The organism is Mycobacterium sp. 852014-52450_SCH5900713 (assembly GCF_001667075.1).
Lineage (GTDB): Bacteria > Actinomycetota > Actinomycetes > Mycobacteriales > Mycobacteriaceae > Mycobacterium.
Map to the genome: position 1 here is coordinate 197992 of NZ_LZIL01000032.1, position 14505 is coordinate 212496.

The following is a 14505-nucleotide window of genomic DNA, read 5'->3' on the forward strand; positions in this document are numbered from 1 at the left end:
ATGGACGCCGCAACCGCTTGGGCCGAAGCGATGAAGTTCGGGAACCGCCCGAACCCCTACCCGTATTTCGAGGAGCTGCGCAGGACGCCGGTGGCCAAGGTCGCCGACAACACCTACGTCGTCACCGGCTATCCGGAGTTGCTTGCGCTGGCCCACGACCCGCGGATCAGCTCCGACATCAGCCGAAGCCCAGCAGGCCTCGGCGGCGGCAAAAGCGAGCCCGAACCCGGCGGCGAGCACATGCAGGCCTACGGGCGCGAGGCCAGCATCATCGTCACCGACCCGCCCGACCACGACCGCGCCCGCCGCCAGGTGATGCGCCACTTCGGCCCGCCGCACTCCCCCGACCTAATCCCGAGCATGGAGCCGTTCGTCGTGCGACTGGCCGGTGACCTGCTTGACAGGGTCAGGGCCCGCGGCGGCACCCGCCTGGACGTCGTGGAGGACTTCGCGTACCCGATCCCCGTGGCGGTCATCTGCAAGATCCTGGGCGTGCCAGTCGAACACGAGCAGATGTTCCACGCATGGATCTTCGACTTCATGATGGGCACGGACCTGGGGCCCGAGGGTGATACCGACGAGGGGCGCGCCCTGGCCGAGAAGGGCCGCGCAAGCACCGCGGCGTTGCTTGACTACCTCGGTGGCCTCGTGGACGGGTACGCGAAGGCCCCCGGCGACGGGCTGCTGTCCAAGCTGCTGCATGACGACGGACCCGACGGGCCCATGTCGATCAAGCAGGCCACGTCCAACGCCATGCTCTTGCTGGTCGCGGGCCACGACTCCACCGTCAACACCATCACCAACTGCGTGATGACACTGCTGCGCAACCCCGGCTCATGGGATCTGATGCGCGACCGACCCGAGTTGATCCCGCGCACTATCGAGGAAGTGCAGCGGCTGCAGTCAGCGGTGCAGTTCTTCCCCAGCCGCAGCGCCACCGCTGACATCGAGGTCGGCGGAACCGTGATCCCGGCGGGGTCGGCGGTGCACCTCGTTTACGCGGCGGCCAACCGGGACCCGCGCCGGTTCGAGAGTCCCGATCGCTTCGACCCGCTCCGCGACGACAACGAGCACTTCGGTTGGGGCAGCGGCATCCACACCTGCATGGGTGGGCCGTTGGCCCGCCTGGAGGTCAACCTGGCCCTCGAGACGTTCCTACGGCGCGTCGATTCTCCGGAGTTGGTGGTCGACCCGCCGCCCTACCGGCACAATCAGGTGTTCCGCGGGCCGCGCCATCTCTGGGTGGATTTCGCGGCGATCGCCGATTGAGCCCTCACCGACCGAGGGTGACGCGGTCACCCACGCGAATGACGCCTTCTGTCACCACCGCGAGATAAGCGCCCGCGCACGGCTGAGCACCGTGACCGCCTGTGTCCCAACGGTTCTCGGCTGCGGGGGTGCGGAGCGCCTGCGGAGCCCGCGGCAGTGGGCCGTGTTCGAGCGTCGGCACGACGCACCGTGATGTGGCGGTCAGCACCCGCAGACGCGCGTCGCCGACGGCGATTTCCCCGCCGACCCAATCGTTTTCGCCGTAGGGCGGGTAGCCCGGCGGCGTCGTGATCACCAGGTTGGGCCGGTACCGTAGCGCCTCGACGCCGATGTGCTCGAGCGTGGCGGTGGTGATCGCGTGCAGTGGCGCCTCGTCGGTGAACGCGTCGCCCGGGGTCGCCTTTGCGATCTCGAGAATGCGGCCGCTGACCTCGGCGTCCAAGCCCAGCTCGAGCAACTTCTCCGGGTCCGGGCGAACCAGCGTGGCACCCTCTGGGCGCTGGGCGATCAATCGAACCGGTCGCCCCATCAGCCGCGAAAGCAGATCGTCGATGCCCGGGTCGTCGGCCGTCACACTGGTGCCGTCGGGCAGCCCGATGCTCACCCGACCGGCGTCTGCATTCGCGGTGCACTTCAGCAGACCTCGCCACAACCGGGCGTTCTTGGCACTGGCTACATGCCCGGTCGTGGCGTCGAGCAACGCCAGCCGCCGGTCGCTTTCGGCGCCGTGCTCGTCGACGAACATGCTGGGCACGGCTTCCCCGAGCATCGACTTCACCGGGTAGCGGAGCAGGCTGTGCACCTGCATGTCCACCGCGGCGAAATCTGAAAAGGCCGTCGATTCCTCCACTGCTCATCCCCACTCGGCGAGACCGCACCAACTATCCCGCAAAGCGTATGCGGGAGGGGCGCGAAAACCGATGGTGGGTCAGGGAGCGGTCAGCCCGGGCAGTAGGTCGACTCCGCCGCACTGACCCAGCCGGTCATATCCGCGAACGAGAAGCCCTTCGAGCTCATGCTGGAGTGCAAATCGGCGGCGATCGCATCGGGAGTTTTTCCCGCCATCCGGTCGGCGCAGACCGCGTGTCCCATTGCGATCATGTCGGAGTCACTCCCCGACGGCCAGCTGAATCCCAGGTTGTGCAGTTTTGCGATGTACGCGTCGTCCGTGCTGTCGGCCGAGGCAATCGCGGTGGTTGCGGTGAGGGCAGCGCCAACCATGACGGGAATTGTCAGTTTGGCCAGCCAACGCGGTGCAAGCATTTCGTGCCCTTCTTTTCTTGTCGGTGTCGAGGTGGGGCCAGTATATGAGTGAGCGATGCCGCGAATATTAAAACTAGGAAAATTGCTGCGGTCTGTGGTAATCGGCGGCGGGGATCCATTTCCGCGAGGTCGATGTGAGTATTGATCGCACCCGCAGGGCCGGCCCGTCTGCCCGGGAAAGCCGGCACTCAGCCAGGACTCGCGGTGACCACAATCGATTCCTGTCCGGTTTGCCAGCCGGTCACGAAGGTCGGGATGGTGACCTGTTCGTCGGGGTGATCGGCGCCGGGGTCGTTGAGGTGGACGATCTCCCTATTGGTATCGATACCGGTGACGACCAGGAAGTGATCGGCCTTGGTCCGCTGATCGCTGGTGTTCCAGATGACGGCGGAGTTGACCCAGGCGATCACTTTGCGATTACCGGCGAGGTACCGCTCCAATGCAGGCATACCGGTCTGTTCCGGATGGGCCGCGTAAGTCACCTCCGATTTGATGCCGTAGTGGTCGAGTAGCACTACCGCATCGGCCATTTCGATGCCGCCGTCGCCGTTGGCGTGGCTCGGGTCGTCGCGCGGTGCGTAGATGGGCCCCGGATTGGTTTGTGAGGGCGTCGACTCCGCCAGCTTGATCATCTGCTGTTCCGTAGGTGCGTGGCCGGTGATCTCGCCGACCACGTCGGCCACCGAGATCAGCCCGCAGTTGTCCTCCAGGGACTGTGGCTGCCAATACTTTGCGGCCGCGACGGGATCGCCGTAGATGCCGTCTTCGATCGGCGGATGCGCGCCGGCCGCCTGCGTCGGCGTGGGGTTGCTGGGGGCGCTGCTGACGATTGCCGACGACGCGTTCGCCTGCGGCGCCGACGGCGGCGCCGGGCGGCACGATGAAACCAGGCAAACACCGACGACGCCGACGCACGCGGCCACCAGTGCGGCCCGGGGCATGGACGCCGTCGTGGAAGTGAACATGGGCGCTCGCGAAGTTCGATCAAAAAAGCTTGGCAGCGTGCAAACGGTAACACTTCCGCTCGCCCTTATAGGCGACTAATGCCGCGCCGCTACGTACTCAGCAATTCAAAGGTTTCGGTCGATATCAATCGCGAAATGTCGCCCCAACATACAAAAATCATACGAAACAATTGCCTGCGACATCTGTCGATATTGGACGCCTTTCTGAGAGCGCCAGTGAACGGAATGCGATCAGCTATCTCCATTTTCTGGGAGTCAGTGTGGGAGCAGGCGTTGCTTTTGCTCGTTGAATTCGTCCTCAGTGATGATTCCCGCGTCGCGCAGGGATGCCAGCTCGCGCAGCTCGGCGGCGATGCTGGTGATCGGGCCACCCGCCGGAACCTGCGGCGCCGCGGTGCCATCCTGCGTCGCCTTTTGCGTTGCGGCCCTGAGCCGTTCCGCGCGGCCGGCAACGCCCGCGCCTGCCGTACCGGCCATGGCGCGCCCGGCCATGCTCGCCGCGGCCATTTCCCCGAACAGGCTTCCGGAGCCGCTGGACGAGGCCTGCGCGGCGGCGCCGACCGTGGTGGCGGGCAAGGCCAGGGCGGCGGGGCGTACCGCAGGGGCGGCCGCCGCCCAGCCAGGCGGAACCGACAAACCGCCGACCGTGTTCGCCTGGCCCAGGCTCGCCGTCGCGGCCGACCCGCCCGCCAGGTTGGTGATCACCGGGAAGGGCGTGGGGGGCACGGGCGCCGACCCGGGCCAGGCCTGGATGCCCGCCCAACCGCTGACAATGTCATCGGTGTGGAAACCGGTCAGGGCGCCGGAAACGTCGTAGGGCAGCGCAACGACGGCGGCGGCGAGCCCCGCCGTCCCGACTTCTGGGTCGACGAACACCGCGCTCAGGTCGGCGGCCAGGCCCAGCAGGTCGCGTCCGCCGAAGCCAAGGTCGAGGGGGCTTGCGAGGTTGAGCAGCGCGTCGGGCGTCGCGTTGAAGGCCTGCTGGGTCGGCGAGAGGGCGCTTTGCACCTTGCCGGCCGAGGTGGTGGCGGCCTGGTTCAGGGCGGCCGCTTGCCGTACCGACCCGCCCGAATCACTGCTCTCTTGCGGCGAGGCGAACGGTGTCAGCCGTGCCGCCGCCGCCGACGACGCCGCGTAGCCGTACATGGCCCCGGCATCCTGGGCCCACATCTCCGAGTACTGCGCCTCGGTGGTCGCGATCGCCGGCGTGTTCTGCCCCAGGATGTTCGTCGCGATCAGGGACATCAGGAGGCTGCGGTTGGCCGCGATGACGGGCGGCGGTACGGACTCCGCGAACGCCGCCTCGTAGGCTGCGGCCGCGGCTTTGGCCTGGCCGGCGGTCTGTTCGGCCTGCGCGGCGGCGGTCCGTGTCCACGCGACGTACTCGGCGGCCGCGGCCGACATCGCCGCCGCCGATGGCCCCAGCCAGGGCCCGCCCGTCAACGCCGTCACCTCCGCCTGATACGAGTCCGCCGCTGAATGCAACGCGACGGCCAGCGCGTCCCAGGCCATCGCGGCGGCCAGCATCGGCGCCGCCCCTGGCCCGGTATACATCCGCCCGGAGTTGATCTCCGGAGGTAGTGCTGCGAAATCCATGAGTCGTCTCCTCGGACGGTTCAACGGTGGCCACAGTGTTAACGGCTCGTTGCTGGCCGTAGTGGGATTGCCCAACGGACAGCAAACAAATCTCGATCCTTTAAGTAGTACAGGTACCGCGACGACCGACAACCGAGCCCTGCCCCCTGGCCGCGGAGCTTTCGCGGCAGGCGCTCGAGCATCGGCGGTGACCAGGGATTCAACGACATAGGGATGTCCCAGAGCACCGATAAGTTACCTCCGCATCACGGCGAAACCCGTCAACCGCACCGGACGCGCCATGCCTGAATCGCGCGGTGCCGGCGGGGTCCCGCCCGGCGGTCCCGACCTGGCAGGTCTGCTTGGATCGATACCGTCACCGCGAGTTAGGTCGGAGTGGATGAAATTCGTACTGGCAAGCTACGGGGGGCGGGGCGACATCGAGCCCTGCGCCGCCCTCGGCCGGGAGTTGTCGCGCCGGGGTCACGACGTGCGCCTGGCAGTCCCGCCGGACAAGGTCGGCTTCGTCGAGTCGGCGGGGCTGCCCGCGGTCGCCTACGGGCCGGATACGCAACGCTCGATGAATGCGGCCTCGGAATTTCTTGGCCGCTTTCAAAACGGGCTCGGCGCGCTTTCTCAAGCCACCGAGCGTGTTAGCCGGATCTGGGCGGAGAAGAGCGCGACGCTGACATCGCTGGCCAAGGAGGCCGACCTGCTCCTGGCGCACATGAACGACCAGGCGCTCGCGGCCAATGTCGCCGAATATCACGGGATTCCGCTCGCCGCGCTGCACGTCTTCCCGGCGCGGATCATGCCGTCGAGCGAGTTGTATTCGGGCATCACCAGGGAGGCCGGAGCCGCCCAACGCCGTGCGCTTGGCCTGCCCGAGGTGGCCGCATCGGCGGGGCACGAAGACGGATCGCTCGAACTCCAGACTTACGACGAGATCTGCTTGCCCGGGCCGGCCGCCGAATGGGTGGAGCCGGGCGGTCGACGTCCCTTTGTCGGGTCGCTGACCTTGGAGTTGCCGACGGATGCCGACGATGACGTCTTGTCCTGGATTGCGGCCGGCACGCCGCCGATCTACTTCGGGTTCGGCAGCACACCGATCGACTCTCCCGCCGAGACCGTCGCCGTCATCAGCGCCGCCTGCGCGCGGTTGGGTGAGCGGGCGTTGATCTGCGCCGGCGCGAACGACTTCGGCGGCGTTCCACGGTTCGACCATGTCAAGGTGGTGGATGCGCTGAATTACGCGGCCGTCTTCCCCGCCTGCCGCGCTGTGGTCCACCATGGTGGCTCGGGCACCACCGCGGCGGGCCTGCGCGCAGGAGTTCCCACGCTCATCCTCTGGACGGTATGGGATCAGCCGATGTGGGCGGAGGCCGTCGACCGTCTGAAACTCGGTGCGGGACGGCGCTTTTTGGACAGCACCTTGGACTCGTTGGTCGCGGACCTGCGTTCCATCCTGACTCCGGAATGCGCCGCCCGCGCCCGCGAGGTCGCCGCACAGATGAGCAAGCCCGCCGAGAGCGTCGCCAAGGCCGCCGACCTCCTGGAAGACGCCGCCCGCTCGGACTGATCGACGCATTGGTCCGATCAGTGGTGCAAAGCGGCCGGGTCGTGTAGAAGGTTCTGGTGCAAGATCCGCCTCCTGGCCCTTTCGACCCGCCGATGCTCTACGAAGCGATGGTTAGGCGGTGGTATCGCCGGACGTCGGCCGAGGGGCACATCAGGGTGCCGGCCGTCCCGAGCCTGATCGACGAATACGTACAGTTGTGCGGCAACCTCTGCGCCACGCTGGGTGTCTGGCACACGCCCGAACAGTCCGCGCAGCTGCGGATCTCGCTCGAGACCGAGCTGGCGAAGGGCTTCAAGGCCTCTCCCCGCTCGGACATCCTCATCTCGTTCAACGCGTACTTCGGGACGAGCGTCAACATCCGCGTCAAGGCCGAGTGGCGGACGCTCGAGGCGGACTACGACGAATGGGTGGCCGTGCGCCCGGCGCCGCTGTTCGGCACCGAGCCCGACGCGCGGGTGTTGGCGCTGGCCGCCGAAGCGGCCGACCCGACGACCTACCGCGTGCTGGATGTCGGAGCGGGAACCGGGCGCAACGCCCTGGCCCTGGCCCGCCGCGGCCACCCGGTGGACGCGGTGGAGATGGCGGCCAAGCTCGCCGACGTCATGCGCTCGGAGGCGGAGAGCGAATCGCTGGGTGTGCACGTGATTCAGAGCGATGTCTTCACCGCGATGGAAAGCGTGCACGAGGAATACCAGCTGATGGTGCTCTCCGAGGTGGTCCCCGACTTCCGAACGACCCGCGAGTTGCGCGGCGTGTTCGAGCTCGCCGCCGAATGCCTGGCTCCCGGCGGGCGTTTGTTGTTCAACGCGTTCTTGCCCCGCGAAGGCTACGTCCCCGACGACGCTGCGCTGCAACTCGGTCAGCAGTGCAACACGATGATCTACACGCGCGATCAGATGGCGACCGCGGCCGCGGGGCTGTCCCTCGAGCTGGTTGCCGACGATTCCGCCTACGAATACGAGAAGGCTCACCTGCCCCAGGACGCCTGGCCGCCAACGGGCTGGTTCGAGGGGTGGGCCAACGGCCTCGACGTGTTCGACGTCGACCGTGAGCATTCGCCGGTCGAGTTGCGCTGGCTGGTCTACCGGAAGACGGAGTGAGCCCTTCGTGCCGAACGTGCGTTGACAGCGAGAGTTCGGCCGATTTTCCGCGTCGAGTGCACGCTCGGCGCGGGATCTAGGCGGTCAGATCGCGGGTGGCCGGCCCCTCGAGGAGGGTGCCGTCCGGGGCGAAGCGCGACCCGTGCAGCGGGCATTCCCACGCCTGGTCGGCGTCGTTCCAGTTCACGATTCCCCCGAGGTGGGGGCACACCGGCGACACTCGATGCTCGGTGCCGTTGACGCGGCAGCGTGCTTCCAGGTGCCACGGCGGCCCGCTGACCACACCGCCCTCGTCGGTCCCGGGGCTGCGCCGACCGGTGCGCAGCAGCGGGGTGACCCAGCCCTTGGCCAGGTCGAAGCCCACCTCCAGGTTGGCCTGCATGGCGGTCGGCAGGCCGGACAACTCGTGCGGGCTCCAGCTGGCGAACGCGTTGGCCCAGTCCATCCGTCCACCCAGGATGCGGCTGGACAGCGCCAGCGCCGCGGCGGCGCCGTTCGTCATTCCCCACTTGTTGAATCCCGTTGCCACGAAAATGGTTTCGCTCCTGGGCAGGATGGGCCCGACGTAGGGCAGCTGGTCGATGGGCGTGTAATCCTGCGCCGACCAGAAGTGCGTCTGCTCGGCGCCCGGATAGTGCTTGCGGGCCCACGACGCCAGTTCCTCGAGCGCCTTCGACGGGCTCTTCTTGCGTCCCACGGTGTGGCCGGCCCCGCCAACGATCAGCCGTTCGCCGTCCGCGACGGGCGCGTAGCGTACCGAGCGGGTCGGCGAGTCGGTCGAGATCATCATCGGCCGCGTGATGTTGCCGGGGACCTTGAAGGCCATGCAGTAGGACCGGCTCGGCTTGACGCGCGCGAAATATCCGCCGCGATCCAGGATCGGGATGCCGGTGGCGAGAATCAGTTGCCCGGCTAGGAGCTCGACGTCGCGCTGGGCGGCGTCGTTGACGTGTACGCGCACGCGTTCGCCGCGGCTCGACACCCGCCGGACCCGCGTGTGCTCGACCAGCCGCCCGCCGCGGTTGAGCAGCTCGGTGGCCAGCGCGTCCAGGAACGGCATGGGGTCGAACTGCGCCTGGTCGGGAAGCCGCACCCCGCCGTGATACGGGAACGGCACGCCGGCGTCGTCGTCCCAGACGGCGGGCAGCCCCACTGCCTGGCACGCTTTGAGCTCCAGGCGCGCGGACGGCACCCCTTTGGGGGATTGGGCATAGGTGTAGGCGTCCTCGCGCTGCACCGGTATGCCGTGCGACTCGCAGTATTCGAGCACCCAGTCCTGGCCTTCGCGATTCCCGTCGACGTAGGCGCGGGCCAATTCCCTGCCATGCCTGGGCAGGATCTTCGACAGGTGGGTGCTCTGCAGCAGGCTGATCTTCGCGGTGGTGTTCCCGGTCGCGCAGGCTCCCACCGTGCGCGCTTCGAGCACCAGTACGTCCTTGCCGGCGCGGGCCAGCAGAACCGCGGTCATCAGCCCGGTGATGCCGGCGCCCACCACGATGACATCGGCCGACCGGGAACCCTCGTCAAGCTTGCTTGCGGCCCAAGGCTGTTCGGCCCGATCGGCCAACCATAAAGACGTCACGGGGGGCTTAATACCCCGGCTGGACTCAGGGAAACACCGACGCGGCCCGACGGATGCTGTCAGCCCCGCTTCAACTGCGCTTTCGCCTCCTTGACTGATTCCCCCGCGGCGCGGCTGGCTTGCTCGGCCCGCTCGTAGTGCGCTTCGGCGTGTTCGAGTTCGCGCTCGGCGGTTCGCAGAGCCGCGAGCGCGTCATCACGGCGGTGCCGGGCCGCAGCGCGCTCCGCCCGGCGCTCCGAGAGCCTGGCCTCGGCGCCGGCCTGCTCGCGCTCGGCGGCTGTCACGGCCGCAGTCAGTTTCTCGAGTCGGCGCCGCGCGGCCGCGTCATGCGCGGGCTGCTTCGCCGGCTGTGCCCGCGACGGCGCGGACCGCTGGTTCGCCTTCCCGGCCCGCTCAGCCGTCACGGGCGCCGCGGCGCCGAATTCGCCGAAACCCGACCACTGCTCGGGCCGGGCCAGCCGGCCGAGGCGCTCCCTCACCTCGGGGTCGGCGATGGCCGCTTGCAGCGTGCTGACGATGTCGTCGCGCACCGCCGAGGATGGGTTGCTGACGTCGGCGGCCCGCAGTGCGGCTCGGGTGAGCTCACCGACGAGCCGGTGCTGCTCGGCGGACAAGTCCCGGATACGCGCGCCGTCCATCGCGGCGTGCGCGGCGCGCAGCCGGTCGCCCAAGTCGGTCAGGCGCCGTTTGGTGTCGGCATCGCGCAGCGCGAGCCGGTTGACGATCCACGCCGCGGTGGTCGGTTTGTTGGCCGCGGAAATCCGCTTGGCGCCGGCGTCGTCCCCCCGGCGCTTGGCCGCTGCGGCTAACTTCGTGCGCTGCGCCGTGAAATCCTTCGGCGGCGCCGCATACAGACTGTCCAGTTCGTCGTCGGCCATGACGCCATGATCCCCGCCCCGGCGCCGGCCGGTTTAAAAACCGCACGTCCGTGGCACCTGATGGACAACCTCGTCCTGCTGGGCAGTGATTCGACCCGGCATCCAACAGAACGCAAGGATCCGACAGCTCAATGATGTCCAAGACCAGTGACCGGTCCGTCCGCCGGATCCTCGCAGATCGCAAGGCCCGCCGATTGCTGATCGCCGCGCTGGTGGTTGTCGCGGTGGTGGGCGCCGTCGTCGTCGCGGCGTCGCTGGACTGCTTCAGCGGTGGCTGCGGTCACCGCAGCGCCTCGTCGAAAACCTCCGGGCCGGCGCAAGTCACGGTCACGCCGGGGCCCGATGCGCACGACGTCGATCCGCTCGCACACGTGATGGTCAAGGCCGACGCGGGAACGCTGACCGACGTCCGCATGGTCAACGAGAGCGGCAAGTCGGTGCAGGGCGTCATGACGCCGGATAACACCGTATGGAAGCCCACCGTCCCGCTGGGCTATGGCCGCACCTACACCCTGACGGTCACCAGCCGGGGCCCCAATGGCGTTGCGTCGACGCAAGTTTCGTCCTTTTCGACGCTGAAGCCGTCCAACCAGACCAAGGTCTCGTTCACCACCACGTCGGAGGCCGCCCTGAAAGACGGCGGGACCTACGGCGTCGGGATGGTGGTCGTGGCACACTTCGACGAGCAGATTGCCGACCGCGCCGAAGCCGAGCGGCATCTGGCGGTGACCACCGATCCCAAGGTGGAGGGGTCGTGGTTCTGGGTCGACGACCAAACCGCCCACTGGCGCCCCGAGCATTACTACGCGCCGGGCACTTCCGTCACCGCCGAAGCCAAGATCTACGGAGTCGCCTTGGGCGGCGGACTGTTCGGGCAGGACGACACCAAGGTGTCCTTCCGGATCGGCGATGCGCACGTCTCCATCGCCGACGACGCGACCCATCAGGTCAGCGTCTTCAACAACGGCGCCCTGGTCCGCACCATGCCCACCTCGATGGGGATGGGGGGCACCGAAGACGTCGGCGGCAGAAAGATTTCGTTGTGGACCCCGTCCGGCGTCTACACCGTGCTCGACAAGGGCAACCCGGTGGTCATGGACTCCTCGACGTTCGGGCTGCCCAAGAACTCCCGCCTGGGCTACCGCGAAACGATCAACTACGCCACCAAGATCAGCACCGACGGCATCTATCTGCACGAGCTCGACGCCACGGTGTGGGCGCAGGGGCATCAGGACACCTCGCACGGATGCTTGAACCTGAACGCGGACAACGCGAAATGGTTCTACGACTTCTCCGTGCCCGGTGATGTGGTGGAGGTCCGCAACAGCGGCGGCCCGCCGTTGACATTGGCGCAGAACGGCGACTGGACGATCAGCTGGGACGACTGGCGCAAAGGCAGCGCGCTGAAGCCAACCTGAAATCAGCGTGATGTGGCTCATTCGTCACCGGCAGTTGTGCCCCACTTCACAGTAAACTCTTGACTCGTTCCAGATAAGTGCGTCATATTGGTGCGGTGTCATCGACGGCCGATTACGCGGAACGACTGCGGATGGCCGATCTCCGGGTGACCCGCCCCAGGGTCGCCGTGCTGGAGGCAGTCGACGCCCACCCGCACTCCGACACCGAGACCATCTTCTCGGCGGTGCGCGTAGGCCTGCCAGACGTCTCCCGCCAGGCCGTGTACGACGTTCTCAACGCGCTGAGCACGGTGGGTTTGGTCCGCCGGATCCAGCCCTCGGGGTCGGTCGCCCGCTATGAGTCGCGAGTCGGCGACAACCACCACCATGTCGTGTGCCGGGCCTGCGGCGTCATCGCCGACATCGACTGTGCGGTGGGTGAGGCGCCCTGCCTCACACCGTCTGACGACAACGACATTCTGGATGGCTTCGTCTTGGACGAGGCCGAGGTCATCTACTGGGGCGTGTGCCCCGACTGTTCGACTGCAGGTTCCTAGAACGCAGCCCAATCACCCCTAAGAAAGGAATGCTGTGCCATCCGATATCTCCGAAGGTCGGCCGCCCCATGACGACAGCAAGACGGCTAGCACCAGCGAAAGCGAAAACCCCGCAATCGCCTCCCCCAAGCCGAAATCGAACGCACCCCTGACGAACCGGGACTGGTGGCCCGACCAGGTCGACCCGTCGATGCTGCAGCCGCACAACCCCCGGTCCAACCCGCTGGGCGACGACTTCGACTACGCCGCCGAGTTCGCCAAACTCGACGTCAACGCGCTCAAGGCCGACGTGATCTCGGTGATGACCACCTCCCAGGACTGGTGGCCCGCCGACTACGGCCACTACGGCGGCCTGTTCATCCGGATGAGCTGGCACGCGGCCGGCACCTACCGCATCTTCGACGGCAGAGGCGGCGGCGGCCAGGGCATGCAGCGGTTCGCCCCACTCAACAGCTGGCCGGACAACGTGAGCCTGGACAAAGCCCGTCGGCTGCTGTGGCCGGTCAAGAAGAAGTACGGCAACAAGATCTCCTGGGCGGACCTGATCATCTTCGCCGGTAACTGCGCCCTGGAATCGATGGGATTCAAGACCTTTGGGTTCGCGTTCGGCCGCGAAGACGTCTTCGAGCCCGAGGAAACCCTCTGGGGCGAGGAGGACACCTGGCTGGGCACCGACAAGCGGTACTCCGGCGAGCGCGACCTCGCCCAGCCCTACGGGGCCACGACGATGGGTCTGATCTACGTCAATCCGGAAGGGCCCGAAGGCAAGCCGGATCCCATCGCCGCAGCGATCGACATCCGCGAGACGTTCGGCCGCATGGCGATGAACGACGAGGAGACCGCCGCACTCATCGTCGGCGGGCACAGCTTCGGCAAGACCCACGGCGCCGGCAGTGGCGATCTGGTCGGACCCGAGCCCGAGGCCGCTCCGATCGAACAGCAGGGGCTGGGCTGGAAGAGCTCGTATGGCACCGGCGTTGGGAAGGACGCCATCACCAGCGGCCTGGAGGTGGTCTGGACGCCGACCCCGACTCAGTGGGACAACACTTTCCTGGAGACGCTGTACGGCTACGAGTGGGAGCTCACCAAGAGCCCCGGCGATGCTTGGCAGTTCGTCGCCAAGGACGGCGCCGGTGCCGGAACCATTCCCGATCCGTTCGCCGGGCCGGGTCGGGCGCCGACGATGCTGGTCACCGACATCTCGATGCGCGAGTCCCCGATTTATCGGGACATCACCAGGCGCTGGCTGGACCACCCCGAGGAGTTGACCGAGGCCTTCGCCAAGGCCTGGTACAAGCTGCTGCATCGCGACATGGGACCGATCAGCCGCTACCTCGGGCCGTGGATTCCCGAGCCGCAGCTCTGGCAGGACCCGGTACCGGCCGTCGACCACGAGCTGGTGGACGAAAAGGACGTCGCGGAGCTGAAGAGCAAGGTCCTCGGGGCGGGCCTGTCGGTTCCCCAGCTGGTGAAGACCGCTTGGTCGGCGGCCGGGAGCTACCGCAACACCGACAAGCGCGGTGGCGCCAACGGGGCGCGGTTGCGCCTGGAGCCGCAACGGAACTGGGAGTGCAACGAGCCCTCCGAACTCGACAAGGTGTTGCCCGTGCTGGAGAAAATCCAGCGGGACTTCAACGACGCGGCATCGGGCGGCAAGAAGATCTCGCTGGCCGACCTGATCGTGCTGGCGGGCTCCGCGGCGGTCGAGAAGGCGGCGAAGGACGCCGGCTACGAGATCTCGGTGCACTTCGCGCCGGGGCGCACCGACGCCTCCCAGGAGAACACGGATGTGGAGTCGTTCGCGGTGCTCGAACCGCGGGCCGACGGCTTCCGCAACTACATCCGGCCCGGCGAGAAGGCTCCCCTGGAGCACCTGCTGATGGAGCGGGCATACCTACTCGGTGTGACCGCCCCGGAGACGACGGTGCTCGTCGGCGGCCTGCGTGCGCTCGGCGCCAATCACGGCGGCACCAAGCACGGGGTGTTCACCGACCGGCCCGGCGCGTTGACCAACGACTTCTTCGTCAACCTGCTCGACATGGGTACCGAGTGGAAGCCGTCGGAGACCGCGGAGAACGTCTATGAGGGCCGCGACCGGGCCTCGGGCGCGACCAAGTGGACCGCGACCGCGAATGACCTTGTGTTCGGGTCGAACTCGGTGCTGCGCGGGTTGGCCGAGGTCTATGCCCAGGACGACAGCCAGGGGAAGTTCGTGGAGGACTTCGTCGCGGCCTGGGTCAAGGTCATGAACAACGACCGGTTCGATCTGAAGTAACACCCGGATACCGAGTGGCGCCCCGCGGGCCATGGGCGCGGGGGGCGCCCTCAGGTCAGGGCGCG

General features: G+C 67.6%; 12 protein-coding genes. 6 read left to right on the top strand and 6 right to left on the bottom strand.

Translation table 11 applies throughout. The features are described from left to right. A complete protein-coding gene (locus A5773_RS08015; RefSeq protein WP_066956740.1) occupies window positions 1-1269 on the top strand; it encodes a cytochrome P450 in 1269 nt (422 codons plus the stop codon). A 4-nt stretch (window positions 1270-1273) separates the two neighbouring features. Here the strand turns inward: A5773_RS08015 and A5773_RS08020 are convergent, their stop codons facing one another. The 4 genes from A5773_RS08020 to A5773_RS08035 form a co-directional block, all read right to left on the bottom strand. Beyond that, window positions 1274-2077: an MOSC domain-containing protein gene (locus A5773_RS08020; RefSeq protein ID WP_156659728.1), complete on the bottom strand. Its 804-nt coding sequence runs from the start codon at window positions 2075-2077 to the stop codon at window positions 1274-1276. A 131-nt stretch (window positions 2078-2208) separates the two neighbouring features. Next, the gene (locus A5773_RS08025) at window positions 2209-2490 is read right to left on the bottom strand and encodes a DUF732 domain-containing protein (protein WP_231989091.1); all 282 of its coding nucleotides are present in this window, start codon (window positions 2488-2490) and stop codon (window positions 2209-2211) included. Between the two features lie 230 nt (window positions 2491-2720). Further along, window positions 2721-3497, bottom strand: a complete 777-nt coding sequence (locus A5773_RS08030; protein ID WP_066956733.1) for a C39 family peptidase — start codon at window positions 3495-3497, stop codon at window positions 2721-2723. A gap of 255 nt (window positions 3498-3752) precedes the next feature. Then, window positions 3753-5093, bottom strand: coding sequence for a PPE domain-containing protein (locus tag A5773_RS08035; RefSeq protein WP_066956729.1), 1341 nt, complete (start codon window positions 5091-5093; stop codon window positions 3753-3755). A gap of 379 nt (window positions 5094-5472) precedes the next feature. Here A5773_RS08035 and A5773_RS08040 point away from each other — a divergent pair, with 379 nt between their 5' ends. Together A5773_RS08040 and A5773_RS08045 are read left to right on the top strand one after the other, a co-directional pair. Beyond that, window positions 5473-6651: a glycosyltransferase gene (locus A5773_RS08040; RefSeq protein ID WP_066956725.1), complete on the top strand. Its 1179-nt coding sequence runs from the start codon at window positions 5473-5475 to the stop codon at window positions 6649-6651. A gap of 56 nt (window positions 6652-6707) precedes the next feature. After that, a complete protein-coding gene (locus tag A5773_RS08045) occupies window positions 6708-7751 on the top strand; it encodes a bifunctional 2-polyprenyl-6-hydroxyphenol methylase/3-demethylubiquinol 3-O-methyltransferase UbiG (RefSeq protein WP_066956723.1) in 1044 nt (347 codons plus the stop codon). Between the two features lie 76 nt (window positions 7752-7827). Here the strand turns inward: A5773_RS08045 and A5773_RS08050 are convergent, their stop codons facing one another. Next, a complete protein-coding gene (locus A5773_RS08050) occupies window positions 7828-9333 on the bottom strand; it encodes an FAD-dependent oxidoreductase (protein ID WP_067260794.1) in 1506 nt (501 codons plus the stop codon). Window positions 9334-9392: 59 nt separating this feature from the next. Next, window positions 9393-10211: a hypothetical protein gene (locus tag A5773_RS08055; protein WP_067260799.1), complete on the bottom strand. Its 819-nt coding sequence runs from the start codon at window positions 10209-10211 to the stop codon at window positions 9393-9395. 131 nt (window positions 10212-10342) lie between these two features. Between A5773_RS08055 and A5773_RS08060 the strand changes: the two genes are divergently transcribed. The 3 genes from A5773_RS08060 to katG all read left to right on the top strand — a co-directional run bounded on the left by A5773_RS08060 (window position 10343) and on the right by katG (window position 14440). Further along, window positions 10343-11629, top strand: a complete 1287-nt coding sequence (locus A5773_RS08060; RefSeq protein ID WP_066956714.1) for an Ig-like domain-containing protein — start codon at window positions 10343-10345, stop codon at window positions 11627-11629. A gap of 95 nt (window positions 11630-11724) precedes the next feature. Next, window positions 11725-12165: a Fur family transcriptional regulator gene (locus tag A5773_RS08065; RefSeq protein ID WP_066956712.1), complete on the top strand. Its 441-nt coding sequence runs from the start codon at window positions 11725-11727 to the stop codon at window positions 12163-12165. 34 nt (window positions 12166-12199) lie between these two features. Continuing rightward, complete coding sequence (katG, locus tag A5773_RS08070; protein WP_067260804.1) at window positions 12200-14440, top strand: catalase/peroxidase HPI; 2241 nt, start codon at window positions 12200-12202, stop codon at window positions 14438-14440. Window positions 14441-14505: the final 65 nt, after the last annotated feature.

Excerpts from the sequence above, each read along its gene's own strand:
- A5773_RS08015 (WP_066956740.1), top strand. The coding sequence starts at position 1 with ATGGACGCCGCAACCGCTTGGGCCGAAGCGATGAAGTTCGGGAACCGC.
- A5773_RS08020 (WP_156659728.1), bottom strand. The coding sequence starts at position 2,077 with ATGCAGGTGCACAGCCTGCTCCGCTACCCGGTGAAGTCGATGCTCGGG.
- A5773_RS08025 (WP_231989091.1), bottom strand. The coding sequence starts at position 2,490 with ATGGTTGGCGCTGCCCTCACCGCAACCACCGCGATTGCCTCGGCCGAC.
- A5773_RS08030 (WP_066956733.1), bottom strand. The coding sequence starts at position 3,497 with ATGTTCACTTCCACGACGGCGTCCATGCCCCGGGCCGCACTGGTGGCC.
- A5773_RS08035 (WP_066956729.1), bottom strand. The coding sequence starts at position 5,093 with ATGGATTTCGCAGCACTACCTCCGGAGATCAACTCCGGGCGGATGTAT.
- A5773_RS08040 (WP_066956725.1), top strand. The coding sequence starts at position 5,473 with ATGAAATTCGTACTGGCAAGCTACGGGGGGCGGGGCGACATCGAGCCC.
- A5773_RS08055 (WP_067260799.1), bottom strand. The coding sequence starts at position 10,211 with ATGGCCGACGACGAACTGGACAGTCTGTATGCGGCGCCGCCGAAGGAT.
- A5773_RS08060 (WP_066956714.1), top strand. The coding sequence starts at position 10,343 with ATGATGTCCAAGACCAGTGACCGGTCCGTCCGCCGGATCCTCGCAGAT.